This is a genomic window from Streptomyces sp. NPDC088116, assembly GCF_044741745.1.
Taxonomy (GTDB): domain Bacteria; phylum Actinomycetota; class Actinomycetes; order Streptomycetales; family Streptomycetaceae; genus Streptomyces.
Genome location: NZ_JBIUTF010000001.1, coordinates 283,487 through 298,241, shown reverse-complemented (window position 1 = coordinate 298,241; position 14,755 = coordinate 283,487). Strand labels below are relative to the sequence as shown.

15 protein-coding genes and 1 riboswitch are annotated in these 14,755 nt (G+C 68.7%); of the genes, 3 read left to right on the top strand and 12 right to left on the bottom strand.

All coding sequences use genetic code 11. The annotated features are described in order from the left end of the window. Position 1: 1 nt before the first annotated feature. Genes ACIOJD_RS01315 through ACIOJD_RS01300 form a run of 4 tightly spaced genes read right to left on the bottom strand, consistent with a single transcriptional unit; the run spans position 2 to position 2,689 of the window. Complete coding sequence (locus tag ACIOJD_RS01315) at positions 2-565, bottom strand: GNAT family N-acetyltransferase (protein WP_401907622.1); 564 nt, start codon at positions 563-565, stop codon at positions 2-4. After that, on the bottom strand, positions 565-699 hold the full coding sequence (locus tag ACIOJD_RS01310) for a hypothetical protein (RefSeq protein ID WP_401907621.1): 135 nt from the start codon (positions 697-699) through the stop codon (positions 565-567). The genes ACIOJD_RS01315 and ACIOJD_RS01310 overlap by 1 nt, the downstream gene beginning before the upstream one ends. A gap of 23 nt (positions 700-722) precedes the next feature. Further along, complete coding sequence (locus ACIOJD_RS01305) at positions 723-2,057, bottom strand: hypothetical protein (RefSeq protein ID WP_401907620.1); 1,335 nt, start codon at positions 2,055-2,057, stop codon at positions 723-725. A gap of 26 nt (positions 2,058-2,083) precedes the next feature. Next, positions 2,084-2,689 carry a hypothetical protein gene (locus ACIOJD_RS01300; protein WP_401907619.1) on the bottom strand — a complete coding sequence of 202 codons (606 nt, stop codon included), beginning with the start codon at positions 2,687-2,689 and terminating at the stop codon, positions 2,084-2,086. Between ACIOJD_RS01300 and ACIOJD_RS01295 the strand changes: the two genes are divergently transcribed. Continuing rightward, complete coding sequence (locus ACIOJD_RS01295; protein ID WP_401907618.1) at positions 2,690-2,875, top strand: hypothetical protein; 186 nt, start codon at positions 2,690-2,692, stop codon at positions 2,873-2,875. It begins immediately after the preceding gene. Further along, complete coding sequence (locus tag ACIOJD_RS01290) at positions 2,872-3,498, top strand: hypothetical protein (protein ID WP_401907617.1); 627 nt, start codon at positions 2,872-2,874, stop codon at positions 3,496-3,498. The genes ACIOJD_RS01295 and ACIOJD_RS01290 overlap by 4 nt, the downstream gene beginning before the upstream one ends. Positions 3,499-3,820: 322 nt before the next feature. On the opposite strand, the gene ACIOJD_RS01285 is transcribed toward ACIOJD_RS01290, so the two are convergent. From ACIOJD_RS01285 to gcvT, 8 genes are all read right to left on the bottom strand, one after another. Further along, entirely contained in the window at positions 3,821-6,577 is a 2,757-nt protein-coding gene (locus ACIOJD_RS01285) for an ABC transporter substrate-binding protein (RefSeq protein WP_401907616.1), read from the bottom strand. A gap of 8 nt (positions 6,578-6,585) precedes the next feature. Beyond that, positions 6,586-6,957: a hypothetical protein gene (locus ACIOJD_RS01280; RefSeq protein WP_401907615.1), complete on the bottom strand. Its 372-nt coding sequence runs from the start codon at positions 6,955-6,957 to the stop codon at positions 6,586-6,588. A 235-nt stretch (positions 6,958-7,192) separates the two neighbouring features. Next, positions 7,193-7,885 (bottom strand): SDR family NAD(P)-dependent oxidoreductase, encoded by a 693-nt coding sequence (locus ACIOJD_RS01275; RefSeq protein WP_401907614.1) that lies wholly within the window; start codon positions 7,883-7,885, stop codon positions 7,193-7,195. Between the two features lie 170 nt (positions 7,886-8,055). Continuing rightward, the gene (locus tag ACIOJD_RS01270; RefSeq protein WP_401907613.1) at positions 8,056-8,889 is read right to left on the bottom strand and encodes a helix-turn-helix domain-containing protein; all 834 of its coding nucleotides are present in this window, start codon (positions 8,887-8,889) and stop codon (positions 8,056-8,058) included. Between the two features lie 65 nt (positions 8,890-8,954). Continuing rightward, entirely contained in the window at positions 8,955-10,337 is a 1,383-nt protein-coding gene (locus tag ACIOJD_RS01265; RefSeq protein ID WP_401907612.1) for an L-serine ammonia-lyase, read from the bottom strand. A gap of 157 nt (positions 10,338-10,494) precedes the next feature. After that, positions 10,495-11,763, bottom strand: coding sequence for a serine hydroxymethyltransferase (gene glyA, locus ACIOJD_RS01260; protein WP_401907611.1), 1,269 nt, complete (start codon positions 11,761-11,763; stop codon positions 10,495-10,497). Positions 11,764-11,797: 34 nt separating this feature from the next. Next, the gene (gene gcvH, locus ACIOJD_RS01255) at positions 11,798-12,175 is read right to left on the bottom strand and encodes a glycine cleavage system protein GcvH (RefSeq protein WP_401907610.1); all 378 of its coding nucleotides are present in this window, start codon (positions 12,173-12,175) and stop codon (positions 11,798-11,800) included. 133 nt (positions 12,176-12,308) lie between these two features. Next, the gene (gcvT, locus tag ACIOJD_RS01250) at positions 12,309-13,469 is read right to left on the bottom strand and encodes a glycine cleavage system aminomethyltransferase GcvT (RefSeq protein ID WP_401907609.1); all 1,161 of its coding nucleotides are present in this window, start codon (positions 13,467-13,469) and stop codon (positions 12,309-12,311) included. Positions 13,470-13,616: 147 nt separating this feature from the next. Continuing rightward, positions 13,617-13,714, bottom strand: a riboswitch (glycine riboswitch). Between the two features lie 173 nt (positions 13,715-13,887). Between gcvT and ACIOJD_RS01245 the strand changes: the two genes are divergently transcribed. Further along, the gene (locus ACIOJD_RS01245) at positions 13,888-14,715 is read left to right on the top strand and encodes an AAA family ATPase (RefSeq protein WP_401907608.1); all 828 of its coding nucleotides are present in this window, start codon (positions 13,888-13,890) and stop codon (positions 14,713-14,715) included. Positions 14,716-14,755 lie beyond the last annotated feature (40 nt).

Genomic DNA, 14,755 nt, shown 5'->3' with positions numbered 1-14,755 from the left:
GCTACGGCTGCCCGGCGGTGGGGAGTTGGAGGACCATGACGTCGTAGACGGGCTCCTCCGCCCATGGGCGGGATACGCCGACTTTTCGGTACCCCCACGCCGCATAGGCGGCCTGGGCCGGGGCAGCCGTCGGCTCCGGCCGCATCGTGAGCGTGACCCGTTCGGCGTCCGGGCCTTCGACCAGGGCTGCGTGCAGACTGGCGGCGACGCCCCGGCGTCGCCACTCCTTCCGCACCGCGAGTTCGATGATCACATACGTGCGAGTGCCGTCCTCCCGCGTGAAGTCGGCGGGCAGCGGCTCCTGGAGGTTGCTCCACCAGCGGGTGTCAGCCGGCAGGAAGTAGCCGAACGTGAAGCCGATCACCCCGTCGCCGTCGCGGGCGAGGACCAGGCGCATGCCGGGGCGCTTCGCCTGGAGCCGGTAGCGGTTGACGAACTCGGCGACGTCGCAGGGGCCTTCGCAGTACGGGGGCTCGACGTACACCTCCTCGTAAGCGGGAAGGAACACGTCGAGCTGAGCGCAGGCCTCCTGGCCCTCGTACCGCTCGAATGTCACCTCGTGCATCAGCTCTGTCCCTTCGACCGCGCGTACTCCGTCAACTCCTCGGCGGCGCCTCGGGCGCGGGCAGTGTCTACGCCGTTCAGCAGGTTCGCCACCTCGGCCAGTCGCCGCAAGACCGGCCGGAAAATCTGCCTCATCCGAAGTGGATATCTGGCGAGCATCATGTGCCGAGGACGTCCATGAGGTGGTCATCGAGGTCGGCCACGAAGTCCTCACGCCGCCAAGGGCGCAGCTCCTGCCGGGCCCGGCGGAGCCGGATCGAGGGGACCCTGCCGCCGGTGGAGGTGGCGGCGGTGATGCATTCATGAAGCAGTTCGGCCGCAGCCTGAGCATCGTCCATCCGGATCCTGGCGAGAGCCTGGTCCGTGGTGACGATTGCGCGCTGTACCTGCTCGCGCGGTGCGGTGAGAGCGGCGGCCGATCGCGCGAACCGGTCGTGTGCTGTGGATGGATTGCCCACATACAGTTCGCGTACCCCCTCGAAGCCGCGGAGATGGCCGGAGGAGAACGACTCGGCTGCCGGATCGTCGGACTGGTTGCTTTCGATGTCGTACCAGCTCAGTGCGAGGGCGGCCTGAGACGCCCGCTCTTCCCCTGCTCGTGCTGCGATCTCGGCCTGAAGAGCGTGGGCGCGTGCCCGCACGCGTGCGCTTTCGCCGGTCCGCGCGGCTCGTACAGCCTGATTGACCAGCGGCCTGGCGTTGTCGATTCCATGAGTGGAGTACAGGGTGACGAGGGCGTGGCTCATGTACACGTTGGCCTGGCGCCAGGGCTGCCCCAGGAGCGCGGCCTCGCGGTTCGCCTCCACGTACAGGGCCCGAGATGCGGCATCGTCCCGCGTCTCGAAGGCGATGCGGGCGGCCAGCGCTGACGCGGCAACAGCGGCCTTCCGCAGCGCGGGAACGATCGGCCCGGGGAGTGGGCCCGCCAGGAGGCGCCGGCACGTTTCGACTGCGGGGGCGAGCATGAGTTGCAGTCGTACGAACGGCAGCGAGCCCACCTGGGCGTTGACGTCAGCTACGACCGACGACAGGGTGGCGGCCGTCGCGTCGTCGGCTCGGGAAGGGTCGACGAGTGCGTCGGCGAGAATGGTCTGTGCTCCGGGAGACATGAGCGCGAGCATGCCGCCGCCCGCGTCGGTAGCGGCCCGTAGGAGCGTGGTGCGCAGTTCGGCGATGCGCCTCTCGCTTTCACCGAGTTGTCCGAGCGCGTCCAGGTATTCGGCAAAGTCGGTGCCGGCCCCAAGTGCCAGGTCGCCGGAAGGGGTATGCGCGTACAGGTGAGCCATGAGTAACTGGTATCGCTCGTCCGGCATCGTAGGTGCCGCCGACTCCCAGCGCGCCACGGACCGTTGCACGCTCGCCACTGCGGGGAGGCGTGGATGACGCAGGTCTTCCGCGTACTGGGTGAGTGCTCGTGCCGTGTCTGCCAGGGAGAGCCCGCGTCGTCGTCGTGGTCGCTTCAGCGCGATGGCCCCCGCTGCTCTGCCGTCCATGTCCGCCATGGTGACGCGGAATGGGGTTACACGGGCACGATCAGCCGAGGTTTCCCTTGATCGGCTGTGTAGTTCAGAGTCTGCCAAGTTCCCGTCGGCGGAGCACCTTCCCTAGGAAATCCGATCGTCATATCGGAATGGTCGACCATCCACCGGTTGCGGGCGAAGTAGGAGGGGGTCCGTAATTCGGCGGCGGCCAGCTCGACAACTTGGCTGATTCGGGCGCGTGCGTGCGCGATCGCCTGGCGGGCCTCGTCCGGCTGCTGGTCGACGGTGCCGGGAGCGACGACGGTGATCCGCGCGGTGGTGTTTGCGGCGAGCCACAGCAGAGACAGGCTGTCGATTCCTTTTGCCCCACCGATGAAGAAATGTGAGGGGGCCGCGGCAAAGGGGCCGATGTAGTCGGCGAAGATTCGCGCGTACTCAGCGGAACTCCGGTGTCCCGTGTCGCGAGTGCCCGTTATCGCCACAGATCGCATGATCGACTTCGTGTCATAGGTTGTCATATCCCACAGAAACTCCCGCCCTGAGACCGTCAATGTGTGAATACCAACGGCTTGCGAAAACTCGCCGGTCACCTGCGGGACTCCGGGCTCACCGTCACTGAGACGGATGCCGGGCACCACCTGCACGTGACCAACCTTCCGCACGGCGCCGAAGAAATCCTCTCGCATTACGGCCGGCCCGTCACCTCGTATGACTACGAGGTCGGCGAGCGGGGCCGGGAGGAGGACTGGGTGACACGCATCGCCCGTCTCCTCACGATTCCCGTACGGTTCGCGCCCGCCTTCGATGCAGACCTGGAGCCCACCCGGTGAGCCCCGCCAGCGGTACCCGAGGCGGAGTGCGGCCGGAGAAGGCCATCGCCCGATGGCTGGTCTCCACCACCCGACACCCCGACATCGCCGAACAGGACTGGGCGGACGGCCGCCCGGCGATTCTGCGGACGGGCATCTTGTACGACGCCGTCCGTATGCCCATGGAGTTGGTCCACGCCGCCGTCTGGAGCACTGTCCCGGCCGTCGTGAGTGGCGCGCTGGCCGAGGTCCTCGACGGTCCGGTGGTGTGCCACCCCGGGCACTGGTACTACGCCCTGGTGCCTCCCGGGACGTGCGAGGTGTGGCGGTCTCCGGTCGCCGTGGCCCGTGGTCGGGGTGGATGGCTCGGCATCCCGAGAGTGGACCGTACGGAACCCGCCCCGGTCGATCCCTACTGGGCCGTGCCAGTGGAGCGAATCGACCGCTTATGCCTGCCGGCCGCTGTGAACGAGTTGCTGCGCGTCGGACGCGAGCGGTGCGAACACGACCCGGGCGCGGCCCACTCGGCGGCGTACGTCGCTGTGCTGGAGCACACGGAAGAGTGCACCGCGTGCGCCACGGAGACCTCGGTCTGCGCCGTCGGCGCGCAGTTGCGTAAAGCGGAGCGGCAGGCCCGCGGGTGACCAGGGAGGGCGCCCCGGAGCCCCTGTGCGGCTATTGCGGTCACGCCCACGACACGCTCATCGTCGTCGGCGTCGTCCACTCGGCGAGCGGTCCCGGGCGGACGCTCCGCGCCTGCCCACCGTGCCGTACCGCGCGCCGCCTCGTTCCCCTGGCCGAGCACCCCGCCGACAGTCCCGGGCTCGTACTCGTGGAACCACGAACCCCCGCTCGTCACTGACCACACGCGGCGAGCGGGCACCACGCCCCGGTCGCCCCCGCCCGCCCTGGCTGGGGCACGCCGCCGCAACCGGCCAGGAAACGCCGGCGGTGTACTCACGGGCGTCAATTGTCGTTGATGCCCAGTGACGCATAGTTGTAGCAATCGCCGTACGCGTCAGTCGTATAGACGTTGGTCAGCCGGGAGTTGCGCCAGGTGACGGATTTTTCATAGACAAACGGCAGATAGTAAGCCTTCTCCGATGCCCGGTGGTTGATCTGCCGGTAGATCTCGTCGGCTTTCTCCGGCGCGGCCTCGGCTGCGGCCTTGTCGAAGAGTCTGTTGATTGTCGGGTCGTTGATCTCACCGAAGTTGAAGTTGGAACTCGGTGTGATGTAGCGGCCGTCGACCAGTGGTTGCAAGAAGCCCAGCCCGGTCGGGAAGTCGGCCACCCAACCTGTGATGATGATGCCGTAGCCCTTGTCCTTCACGACCTGCGGATCACCGGTGACGCTGCCGAACTGCGTCGTGTCGATTGTTTCGATCCGTGCCTTGATGCCGGCCTTGTTCAACGAATACCGCAGTGATTCCGCGCTGCTCAGGTCGACAGGGGTGTTGCGTACCGCGATGGTGGTGGAGAAGCCGTTCGGCCGGCCGCATGCCTTCAGTTCCTCCTTGGCCCGGGTCAGGTTCGGCTCACCGCCGTTCTTGAGTACGCCGTACGGGTCGAAGGTGGGTTCCGCCCCTCTGATGCTCGGCGGCAGCATGTTCGGGGCGATGGCACCGCCGGTCTGGGGGCCGCCGCGCGCTGTCTGTAGCGACTTCTTGTCCGTCGCGTACGCGATCGCCTTACGGCAGTGGATGTTGTCCAGCGGCTTGACCGACTGCGGAAAGGCCGCGTAGCGGACGACGCCGGTCTCCGGATTGTCCAGGTTCTTTTTCAGATCCGCGTCGGCCAGCGTCTTGGTGATGCCGGGCTTGCTCAGGCCTGTGGCATTGAGGTCGAGGTCGTAGTCGCCCTTGAGCAGGCGGAGTTCAAGCTCGGCGGGGTTGGTGGTGATGGTGACCGTGATCTTGTCCGGCAGGGCCGCACGGATCGGGTCGGACGACTTGTCCCAGTGGGGATTGCGTACCAGCACCAGGGACTGGTTAGGACGGTATGACTGGAATATGTACGGGCCGCTGGAGAACGGATCCAGCCCATATTTCGACCTGGTGTCCTTCGCGGCCTTGACCGGGGAGCCGGAGGGCATCGCGAGCATCTGCTCGAAGTCGGCGTTGGGCTTGGGCAGCTTGAAAACGATGGTCTTGTCGTCGGGTGTCTCGATGGCTTTCAGAGAGGTGTCCTTGTACGGGCCCCGGTAGGTCATTTCGGGGTCGAGAGCCTGTTGCAGGTAGAGGGGGCCGCCGGAGATGACGTCCTGGGCCCAGATCCGCTCGATGCCGTACTTGATGTCCGCGGAGGTGATCGGCGACCCGTCCTCCCACGTGACCCCGTCGCGCAGCGTGTACGTGTACGTCTTCCCACCGTTGGAGATTTTCGCCGTCGACGTGGCCAGGTCCGGCACGAGTTCGGCGCCCTTGGGGCCCGGTTCGGGTGCGTAGGTCACCAGTTGGCGTGTGTAGTAGCGGGCGAAGTTCCACATGAAGGTCCGGTAACCGCGTTGCGGGTCCCACGAGTCGGCGTCTTGGGAGCCGATGAACTTCAGAGTGCCGCCCTTGGTGTCCGACGCGTTGACCACACTGCTGGTTGCGGCGTCGAACCCGGTGCGGGAGGCGCCGTCCTTTTGGCCGGCCGAGTCTTCTCGCCAGGAGAGGGCAATCGGGATCCCCACAGCCAGGAGGCCCAGAACTGCCGCAGTGCCGACCATGACCCTTGCGGCGCTGATTTTCCCGCGGCGTTCGCCAGGGACGATGACAACGGCTTCGGGCGCCGCCTCCTGCCGGAGCGGAGGGTTCGGGCTGTGCTGCTCGCCGACTGCGGCGGGGCTCTCTTGCGACGGACCGTTCACCGGGGAAGCGGCGCGCGCTCGGGAGGCGGGCCGTGGAGGGGACGCGGGCCGCGACGGGAAGGCGGGCGAGGAATCCGACGGGGGAGCGGGCAGCGGGGGCTGCGCGGCCCGCGAATCCTGGCTGTCGGAGAAATGGGTCCGGTTGCGGGCCAGTGCGATCAGCCCGCCAGTGTTGCGATTGCGCTGCTGGGGCAGGGGTCGGGCCTTGGCCGCCAGAGTGGCGTACAGGTGCCGGTAGAGAGTGTCCATGTCCAGCAGGGGCGGGCCGTCGGCGATGCCATCGGTCAGGACGGTGATCAACTCGCCGGTGAACGCGGTGAATTCCTCACCCGGCGGGGACAGCGCCCTACGCGTCTCCGCCGAGGCCGCCAACAAGCAAGTGCCTTCGATAAGAGCCTGGTCGGCGACCTGGTCAGTGCCACTCATTCCACCCAGCAGAGCCCGCCCGCTGTAGCAGCAGTCCAGGATCACCACCTTGCGCCGGGCCCTGACCCGCGGATGAAGCACGGCCCGACGCAACCACTCGTAGGGCAGCGTGGTGTACATGCGTTCCTGGTCCGAGCCGGGCAGGGCCAGATACAGCTCATCGCTGTGAGGGTCGGTGAGTCCATGGCCGGAGTAGTAGACGATCAAGGTGTCGCAGGCGCGCGCGGCGACGCCGCTGAGAGTGTCGAGAACCGCCTGGGCGCTGTGTGGCTGAGGCAGCGTTACGCAGTGCGAAGGGGGCAGCCCCCACAAGGACTGATCGGTGAACGCCCGCGTGAGTCCGGCCAAGTTGTGCTCGACGGCGGGCAAGTCCTCCAAATTCTCGTAGGTATGGACGCCGATGAGCAGTGCCTGTGAGGCATCGGGGTCGGGCAGGGTTCCCATGGCCGCTGTTATTCCGTTCTGCCTTCGCCGGCCTCCGGCTCATGCCGCTCCAAGGCCTCCACGATGCGGTTCACCGTGTCCGGTGAACCGTCCTCGACAGTGATCGTCACTTCACCTCGTTGGATGCGTACTGCCGGGGCCGCGGGGCGGGCGGCACGCCAGGTGGCGCAGGCCACCGCCAGGCCGCCGAGGGCGATTCCGTTCGTGACGACCGCATTGATCACCTCGAGCGCGCCACCCATCTCCCCGGGCCCGGTCTGTCGAGGAGAGAGGGAAACCCTCGCCTGATATCGCACATCCGGGTCCTGCGCCAGCCAGCGATACAGGGACGTCAAGAATTCGTCGCTGCCTTCGCCGTCAACGATGATGTCGACCTGCATTCTCCCCGTTCCCCCTCCTCGGGCCTGGGCGCGCAACCGGCTGCCTGCGGCCCGAGCGTCGCCAGGATTGCCGATCCTAGTGCCGACACACTCGAGTTCGGGTGCGGTTGGAAAGGGCCGGGTCCGCGACGTTCATTTCTGGATCCTTTCAACGGCTCATAGGCATATCGGCTCGGTTACGCGCATGAGGTGCGCGTGGGGCGGTGGGTCGACCGACCCTGAACTCGGGGCAGGTTCACCACGGGAGGGTCCCGGACCGGTCGATGAACTGTCCCGTCGGCCCATCCGGGCCGATCGTCGCGAGGGTCACGATGGACTCTGCGCCGTCGGTGACGCTGTGTCCGAGGCCACCGGTGAAGTCGGTCGCGGTCTGCCCGGGGTCCGCGGCGTTGACCTTCACGTTCTTCAGTTCCTTGGCGTACTGCGTCGTGAGCATCGTGACCGCGGCCTTCGAGGCGCAGTAGAGGGGCAGGGCATACCGCGACTCGATCCGCGCCGGGTCCTGGGTCAGGCCGAAGGAGCCCATCCCGCTGGACACGTTGACGATGACGGGGTTCGGCGACTTGCGCAGCAGCGGGAGGAAGGCGTGCGTGACGCGCACGATCCCGACGACGTTCACGTCGAGCACGGCACTCACGTCGGCCGCGGTGTACTCCTCGACCGGGCCTACCTTGCCGAGGACGCCGGCGTTGTTGACCAGGACGTCGATCGTTCCCTCGTGCGCGGCGACATCCGCGGCCGCGGCCTGGACCGAGGCGTCGTCGGTCACGTCGATCCGAACGAACCGGGCGCCGAGCGACTCGGCCGCGGCCCGACCGCGCTCACGGTGGCGGGCACCGAGGAGGACGGTGTGCCCCGCCTCGACGAGGCGACGAGCGGTTTCGAAGCCGAGGGACTTGTTGGCCCCGGTGATGAATGTGGTGGTCATGCTGGCTCCTCCAGGTCCGAACAGCACGGTCGTGCGCTGCTCGCGCATTCCATGCTGGGGCCCCGGGAGGGCCGGCGGGAGCTACGAAACTTCCTGGTACCGCGCGTACCACCCAGCAGCCTGGTCCACCGGACGAGGCGGACGCGGGCCTTCATCCCTGACGCGGGCCCTCATCCCTGAGGAGACATCCTCTGGACCCCGATGGCCGCGAGGAATTCGAGTTTGCCGCGGGCGTCGGTGCCTGGCTGCGGTGTGTACACCACGAGGCGCAGGTTCGTGTCCTGGGTGTTGAGGATGTCGGAGTTCATGGCGATGTCTCCGACATCCGGGTGCCGGACGAGTTTGTGCGCGCTCTGGTGACCGCCCACCGCTCGGCGGCTCCACAACTCGCGGAACCGTGGGCTGAGATTCAGCCTCGATACCAACGCCGCGAGGTCGGGATCGGAGGGGTACCGGCTCGTCGTCGCGCGCAGGTCGGCGACGAGGGACTCCTCGAACGCCGCCCGTTCGGCCGCCGTCTGCCGGACCCGGGGCAGCTCACCCAGGAACTGCCAGACCAGGACGTTGCGATCTCCCGCACCGTGGACCGTGGGATCGCCGAACGTGGCCGCGAACAGCGGATTCCAGTGCAGCAACTGCCAGGTGGCGTCGTAGATCGCCAACGGGTTGCCGGCGAGCTGGTCCACGATCCGGTACAGGCTCCCTGGGATCATGCGCGGAACCCGGCCCGGATCCGCTGCGTGACCGGCCATGCGCAAAAGGTGAGAATGTTCGTCGTCGGACAGGTGCAGGGCGCGAGCCAGGGCCGAGCAGACCTGCGCCGAGGGCGTCGCCACCCGTCCCTGCTCCAGCCGGACCACGTACTCGACCGAGATGCCGGCCAGCGTCGCCAGCTCCGCGCGTCGCAGACCGGGGACCCGACGGGGTGAGCCGTGTGCGAAGCCCACCGTGGCGGGATCCAGCCGGTCCCGCCACGCCCGCAGTGCGGCACCGAGTTGATCCATGCACACCATCCTCCCGCACACCCGATGCCCATGGCCGGTCGTTCTTGTGTGGTGGTTGGGGTCGGTCAGCACTCGATGATGTTCACCGCGAGCCCGCCGCGCGCCGTCTCCTTGTATTTGACCGACATGTCCGCGCCCGTGTCCCGCATCGTCTTGATGACCTTGTCCAGCGAGACCTTGTGGTTGCCGTCGCCGCGCAGTGCCATCTTGGCCGCCGTGACCGCCTTCACCGCCGCCATGCCGTTGCGTTCGATGCACGGGATCTGTACGAGGCCGCCGACCGGGTCGCAGGTCAGGCCCAGGTTGTGTTCCATGCCGATCTCGGCGGCGTTCTCGACCTGTTCCGTGCTGCCGCCCAGGACCTCCGCGAGGGCGCCCGCCGCCATGGAGCAGGCCGAGCCGACCTCGCCCTGGCAGCCGACCTCGGCGCCGGAGATGGAGGCGTTCTCCTTGAAGAGCATGCCGATGGCGCCGGCGGCCAGGAGGAAGCGGACTACGCCGTCCTCCTTTTCCGTCTCGGTGGCGCCGCCCGCCGCGAAGTTCATGTAGTAGTGCAGGACCGCCGGGATGATGCCCGCCGCGCCGTTGGTGGGGGCGGTGACCACGCGGCCGCCCGCCGCGTTCTCCTCGTTCACGGCCATCGCGTAGAGCGTGATCCACTCCATGGCGTGGGTGCCCGGGTCGCCCTCGGCGCGGAGTTGGCGGGCCGACTGGGCGGCGCGGCGGCGGACCTTGAGGCCGCCGGGGAGGAGGCCTTCGCGGGCCATGCCCCGGGAGACGCAGGCCTGCATGACGCGCCAGATCTCCAGCAGGCCGGCCCGGATCTCGTCCTCCGTACGCCAGGCCTTCTCGTTCTCCAGCATCAGCGCGGAGATCGACAGGCCGGTCTCACCGGACAGCCGCAGCAGTTCGTCACCGGTGCGGAAGGGGTGCTTCAGGACGGTGTCGTCGAGCTTGATGCGGTCCTCGCCGACCGCGTCCTCGTCCACGACGAAACCGCCGCCCACCGAGTAGTACGTCTTCTCCAGGAGCAGGTCGCCGTTGCTGTCGTACGCGAAGACCGTCATGCCGTTGGCGTGGTACGGCAGGGTCTTGCGGCGGTGCAGGACCAGGTCCGTATCGACGTCGAAGGCGATCTCGTGCATGCCCAGGAGCTGGAGCCGGCCGCTCGTGCGGATACGTTCCGCCTGGTCGTCGGCGCTCTCGACGTCCACGGTGCGCGGGGAGTTGCCCTCCAGGCCCAGGAGGACCGCCTTGGGGGTGCCGTGGCCGTGGCCCGTCGCGCCCAGCGAGCCGTACAACTCGGCCCGTACGGACGTGGTGTGGGCGATCAGGCCCTCGTTCTTGAGACGGCGCGCGAACATGCCGGCCGCGCGCATCGGGCCGACCGTGTGGGAACTGGACGGGCCGATTCCGATCGAGAACAGGTCGAAGACCGAGATGGCCACGGTGATGACTCCTTGCTGGGTGGCTGAGGTGACGCCGTTGTCCGCGGGGGTGGTGCGGTCGGGACGGCGTACATGGAGCGGGGCACCGCGCCGCACGGTCCAGTGTGCGCGGTGCCCCGTGGCTCAGGCCGTGGATGGCAGGCCGTACGGATGACTGCTACAGGCCCGGGTACAGCGGGTGCTTGTCCGCCAGCGCCGTGACCCGGCCCGCCAGCGCCTCGCGGTCGAACTCCGGCTTCAGCGCCGCCGCGATGATGTCCGCGACCTCGGTGAAGTCCTCGGCGGTGAAGCCGCGGGTGGCCAGCGCCGGGGTGCCGATCCGCAGACCCGAGGTGACCATCGGGGGGCGCGGGTCGTTCGGGACGGCGTTCCGGTTGACCGTGATGCCGACCTCGTGCAGCCGGTCCTCGGCCTGCTGGCCGTCCAGCTCGGAGTTCCGCAGGTCGACCAGGACCAGGTGGACGTCCGTACCGCCGGACAGGACGGAGACGCCCACCTCGGTCACGTCCGGCTGCACCAGACGCTCGGCGAGGATCCGGGCGCCGTCCAGGGTGCGCTGCTGGCGCTCCTTGAAATCGTCCGTGGCCGCCACCTTGAAGGAGACCGCCTTGCCCGCGATGACATGCTCCAGCGGGCCGCCCTGCTGGCCGGGGAAGACCGCGGAGTTGATCTTCTTCGCCAGTTCCTTGGTGGAGAGGATCACACCGCCGCGCGGGCCGCCGAGGGTCTTGTGCGTGGTCGTCGTGACGACATGCGCGTGCGGCACCGGGTTGGGGTGCAGGCCCGCCGCCACCAGACCGGCGAAGTGCGCCATGTCGACCATCAGATACGCGCCGACCTCGTCCGCGATCCGGCGGAAGGCGGCGAAGTCCAGCTGGCGGGGGTACGCCGACCAGCCGGCCACGATCAGCTTCGGACGGGACTCCTTGGCCAGCCGCTCGACCTCGGCCATGTCGACCGTGCCGGTCTCGTCGTCGACGTGGTACGCGACGACGTTGTAGAGCTTGCCGGAGAAGTTGATCTTCATGCCGTGGGTCAGGTGCCCGCCGTGGGCGAGGTTCAGACCCATGATCGTGTCGCCGGGGGAGAGCAGCGCGAACATCGCGGCCGCGTTCGCCTGGGCGCCCGAGTGCGGCTGTACGTTCGCGGCCTCGGCGCCGAACAGCGCCTTCACGCGGTCGATGGCGATCTGCTCGATCACGTCGACGTGCTCACAGCCGCCGTAGTAGCGGCGGCCGGGGTAGCCCTCGGCGTACTTGTTGGTCAGTACGGAGCCCTGCGCCTCCATGACCGCGACCGGCGCGAAGTTCTCCGAGGCGATCATTTCGAGGGTGGACTGCTGGCGGTGGAGCTCGGCGTCGACAGCGGCGGCGACATCCGGGTCGAGATCGTGGAGCGAGGTGTTGAGAAGCGACTTCGAAGACATCACAGTCCCTGGGGTCTCTTGTTGCTGGGGCACGTCAGTTGCCGGAAAACTCCGTGTACTCGTCGGCGGAGAGCAGGTCCTTCGGCTCCTCCGCGACGCGGACCTTGAACAGCCAGCCGCCCTCGAAGGGGGCGGAATTCACCAGCGAGGGGTCGTCCACGACGTCCTGGTTCGTCTCGGTGACCTCACCGGTCACCGGGGCGTACAGGTCGCTGACGGACTTGGTGGACTCCAGCTCTCCACAGGTCTCGCCGGCCGTCACCGTTTCACCGACCTCGGGGAGCTGGGCGTACACGACATCACCGAGGGCGTTGGCCGCGTACTCCGTGATACCGACCGTCGACACGCCGTCCTCGGCGGTCGTCAGCCACTCGTGCTCCTTGCTGTAGCGCAGCTGCTGGGGGTTGCTCATGACCTGAATTCTCCTGTACGCGGGGGTGTGGTGGGGAACAGCTGTCTTGCGGACCGAGACGCGGGCCGGGACCCGATCCGGGAAGCGGGCCGGGACGGGGATACCGGTAGGCCGGTGCCGGAAGGCGTCCGTGTCACTTCTGGCGCTTGTAGAAGGGCAGCGCGACGACCTCGTACGGCTCGTGGGAGCCGCGGATGTCGACACCGACGCCCGTGGTGCCGGGCTCGGCGTGCGCGGCGTCCACGTACGCCATGGCGATCGGCTTGCCCAGGGTGGGGGAGGGGGCGCCGGAGGTGACCTCGCCCACCACCGCGTCGCCCGCGACCACCTGGTACCCGGAGCGCGGGACGCGGCGGCCCTCGGCGATCAGGCCGACCAGCTTGCGCGGCGGGGAGGCCGCGGCGAGTTCGGCGGCGGTGGCCAGCGCCGCCCGGCCGACGAAGTCGCCGCCGTTCGATGTCTTCTCGAACTTCACGACCCGGCCGAGGCCCGCGTCGAACGGGGTGAGGGCGGGGGACAGCTCGTTCCCGTACAGCGGCATCCCGGCCTCCAGCCGCAGCGTGTCGCGGCAGGACAGGCCGCAGGGCACCAGACCGACGCCCTCGCCGGCCTCGGTCAGTGCCTGCCACAGCTGTTCGGCGTACCGGGGCTCGACGAACAGCTCGAAGCCGTCCTCGCCGGTGTAGCCGGTGCGCGCGATCAGCGCGGGGACCCCGGCGACGGTGCCGGGCAGGCCCGCGTAGTACTTGAGTCCGTCCAGGTCGGCATCGGTGAGCGACTTCAGGATGCCGGGGGACTCGGGGCCCTGGACGGCCAGCAGCGCGTACGCGTCACGGTCGTCGCGTACGTCGGCGTCGAAGCCCGCGGAGCGGGCGGTCAGCGCGTCCAGCACGGTCCGGGCGTTGGAGGCGTTGGCGACGACCATGTACTCGTCGTCGCCCAGGCGGTAGACGATCAGGTCGTCCAGGATCCCGCCGTCCTCCTGGCAGATCATGGTGTAGCGGGCGCGGCCCACGGCCACGGCGCCGATATTGCCGACCAGCGCGTAGTCGAGGAGCGCGCCGGCCGCCGGGCCGGAGACGGTGATCTCGCCCATGTGGGAGAGGTCGAACAGGCCCGCCTTCGTACGGACGGCGTTGTGTTCGTCGCGCTCGCTGCCGTAGCGCAGCGGCATGTCCCAGCCCGCGAAGTCGGTCATGGTGGCGCCCAGCGTGCGGTGCACGGAGTCGAGCGCGGTGAGGCGAGGGGCCTCGACGGAGGCGGTGGGGGTGCTGCTCGGGGGGACATGACTCATCGGTGTGGCTCCCAGGGCATGACGGCGAGGACGATCCTCCCCATCTGTCATCGGAACCTGAGAGGTTCATCACGACCACTCGTACCGAGGGTCATGACTTGCACCTTGGGTGGAGCCGCAGAGCTGCGGCACGCTTTTCAGATCTGCCTCATCCACGCGGTACGGGGCCTGAGAGATTCAAGGGAGGAACTTGCTCCTTCGGCGCCCGGCACACTCGGTGACCGGGACTCTCCCGCGCGGATTCAAACGGCCGGTATGCAGTTGGCGGGCACATCATCGCACGGGTGGTGCCCGAGTGGGGCGGCCCGGTCCATAACGCGCCTCACACCATGAAAAGCTTGTGGGGCATTGCCATTTCTTTACACTTTGTGGGCAGGGTTCATGGGACCAGGCCGACTGAGCTGACAGGGGGACGGCGATGACGTCGCAGAGGTCCAGCGCATACGTGACCACCGCGGGCAGTACGGCCAGTGCCACCGGGAGTGCGACGGCGAGCGCCGTCGGGAGTGCGACCGCGAGCGCCGTCGGGAGCACGACCGGGAAGCCGGCCGGATCCGGGAAACCGGGCCCGCCCACCAATCAGGGACCACCCGCGAACACCGACCCGTCCGTACCCGCGAAACCGGGCCCGTCCGCGCGGGCGGCCGCGACGCGTGGCGTGCCGGTCGTCCGGGATCTGCGGGCGCGAGGCGGCCGGGGGCCCGGACGGCTGGTCTTCGCGGCGGGGGACGTGGTGGTGGTCTCCGGGCTGCCGGGCAGCGGCAAGTCCACCCTCATCCGGCGGGCCGCCGAGGGCGGCGGCATCGACTCGCAGGACACCAGGGACCGCTGGGAGCGGCGGCTGCCCACTGGGCTGCCGTACGGCGTCTACCGCCCGCTCGTCCGGATCGCGCACTACGCGGGGCTGTGGCGGGCGCTGAGATCCGGCGCGAGCGTCGTCGTCCACGACTGCGGTACGCAGGCCTGGGTACGGCGCTGGCTGGCCCGCGAGGCCCGTGCCCGCGGCCGGCTGCTCCATATCGTCCTGCTGGACGTCCCGCCCGAGGTGGCCCGCGAGGGCCAGCGCGAGCGCGGCCGGGGAGTCTCCGGCTACGCCTTCGCCCGCCACCTCCGCGCGGTCGGCCGCCTCCTCACCGGCGTCGAATCGGGCCGTCTTCCGGACGGCTGCGCCTCGGCGGTGCTCCTGGACAGGGACGCGGCGGGGGCGCTGGACCGGATCGCCTTTCCGGCGGCGCGGGGGGAGTGAGGGAGGTCCATGGAGGACCCCACCCTCTTCGGGACCCGCA

Bases quoted from the DNA above. Each gene is read 5' to 3' on its own strand.
- glyA (WP_401907611.1), bottom strand. From the start codon at position 11,763: ATGTCTTCGAAGTCGCTTCTCAACACCTCGCTCCACGATCTCGACCCG.
- ACIOJD_RS01310 (WP_401907621.1), bottom strand. From the start codon at position 699: ATGAGGCAGATTTTCCGGCCGGTCTTGCGGCGACTGGCCGAGGTGGCG.
- ACIOJD_RS01245 (WP_401907608.1), top strand. From the start codon at position 13,888: ATGACGTCGCAGAGGTCCAGCGCATACGTGACCACCGCGGGCAGTACG.
- ACIOJD_RS01285 (WP_401907616.1), bottom strand. From the start codon at position 6,577: ATGGGAACCCTGCCCGACCCCGATGCCTCACAGGCACTGCTCATCGGC.
- gcvT (WP_401907609.1), bottom strand. From the start codon at position 13,469: ATGAGTCATGTCCCCCCGAGCAGCACCCCCACCGCCTCCGTCGAGGCC.
- ACIOJD_RS01275 (WP_401907614.1), bottom strand. From the start codon at position 7,885: ATGACCACCACATTCATCACCGGGGCCAACAAGTCCCTCGGCTTCGAA.
- ACIOJD_RS01315 (WP_401907622.1), bottom strand. From the start codon at position 565: ATGCACGAGGTGACATTCGAGCGGTACGAGGGCCAGGAGGCCTGCGCT.
- gcvH (WP_401907610.1), bottom strand. From the start codon at position 12,175: ATGAGCAACCCCCAGCAGCTGCGCTACAGCAAGGAGCACGAGTGGCTG.
- ACIOJD_RS01270 (WP_401907613.1), bottom strand. From the start codon at position 8,889: ATGGATCAACTCGGTGCCGCACTGCGGGCGTGGCGGGACCGGCTGGAT.
- ACIOJD_RS01280 (WP_401907615.1), bottom strand. From the start codon at position 6,957: ATGCAGGTCGACATCATCGTTGACGGCGAAGGCAGCGACGAATTCTTG.
- ACIOJD_RS01305 (WP_401907620.1), bottom strand. From the start codon at position 2,057: ATGGACGGCAGAGCAGCGGGGGCCATCGCGCTGAAGCGACCACGACGA.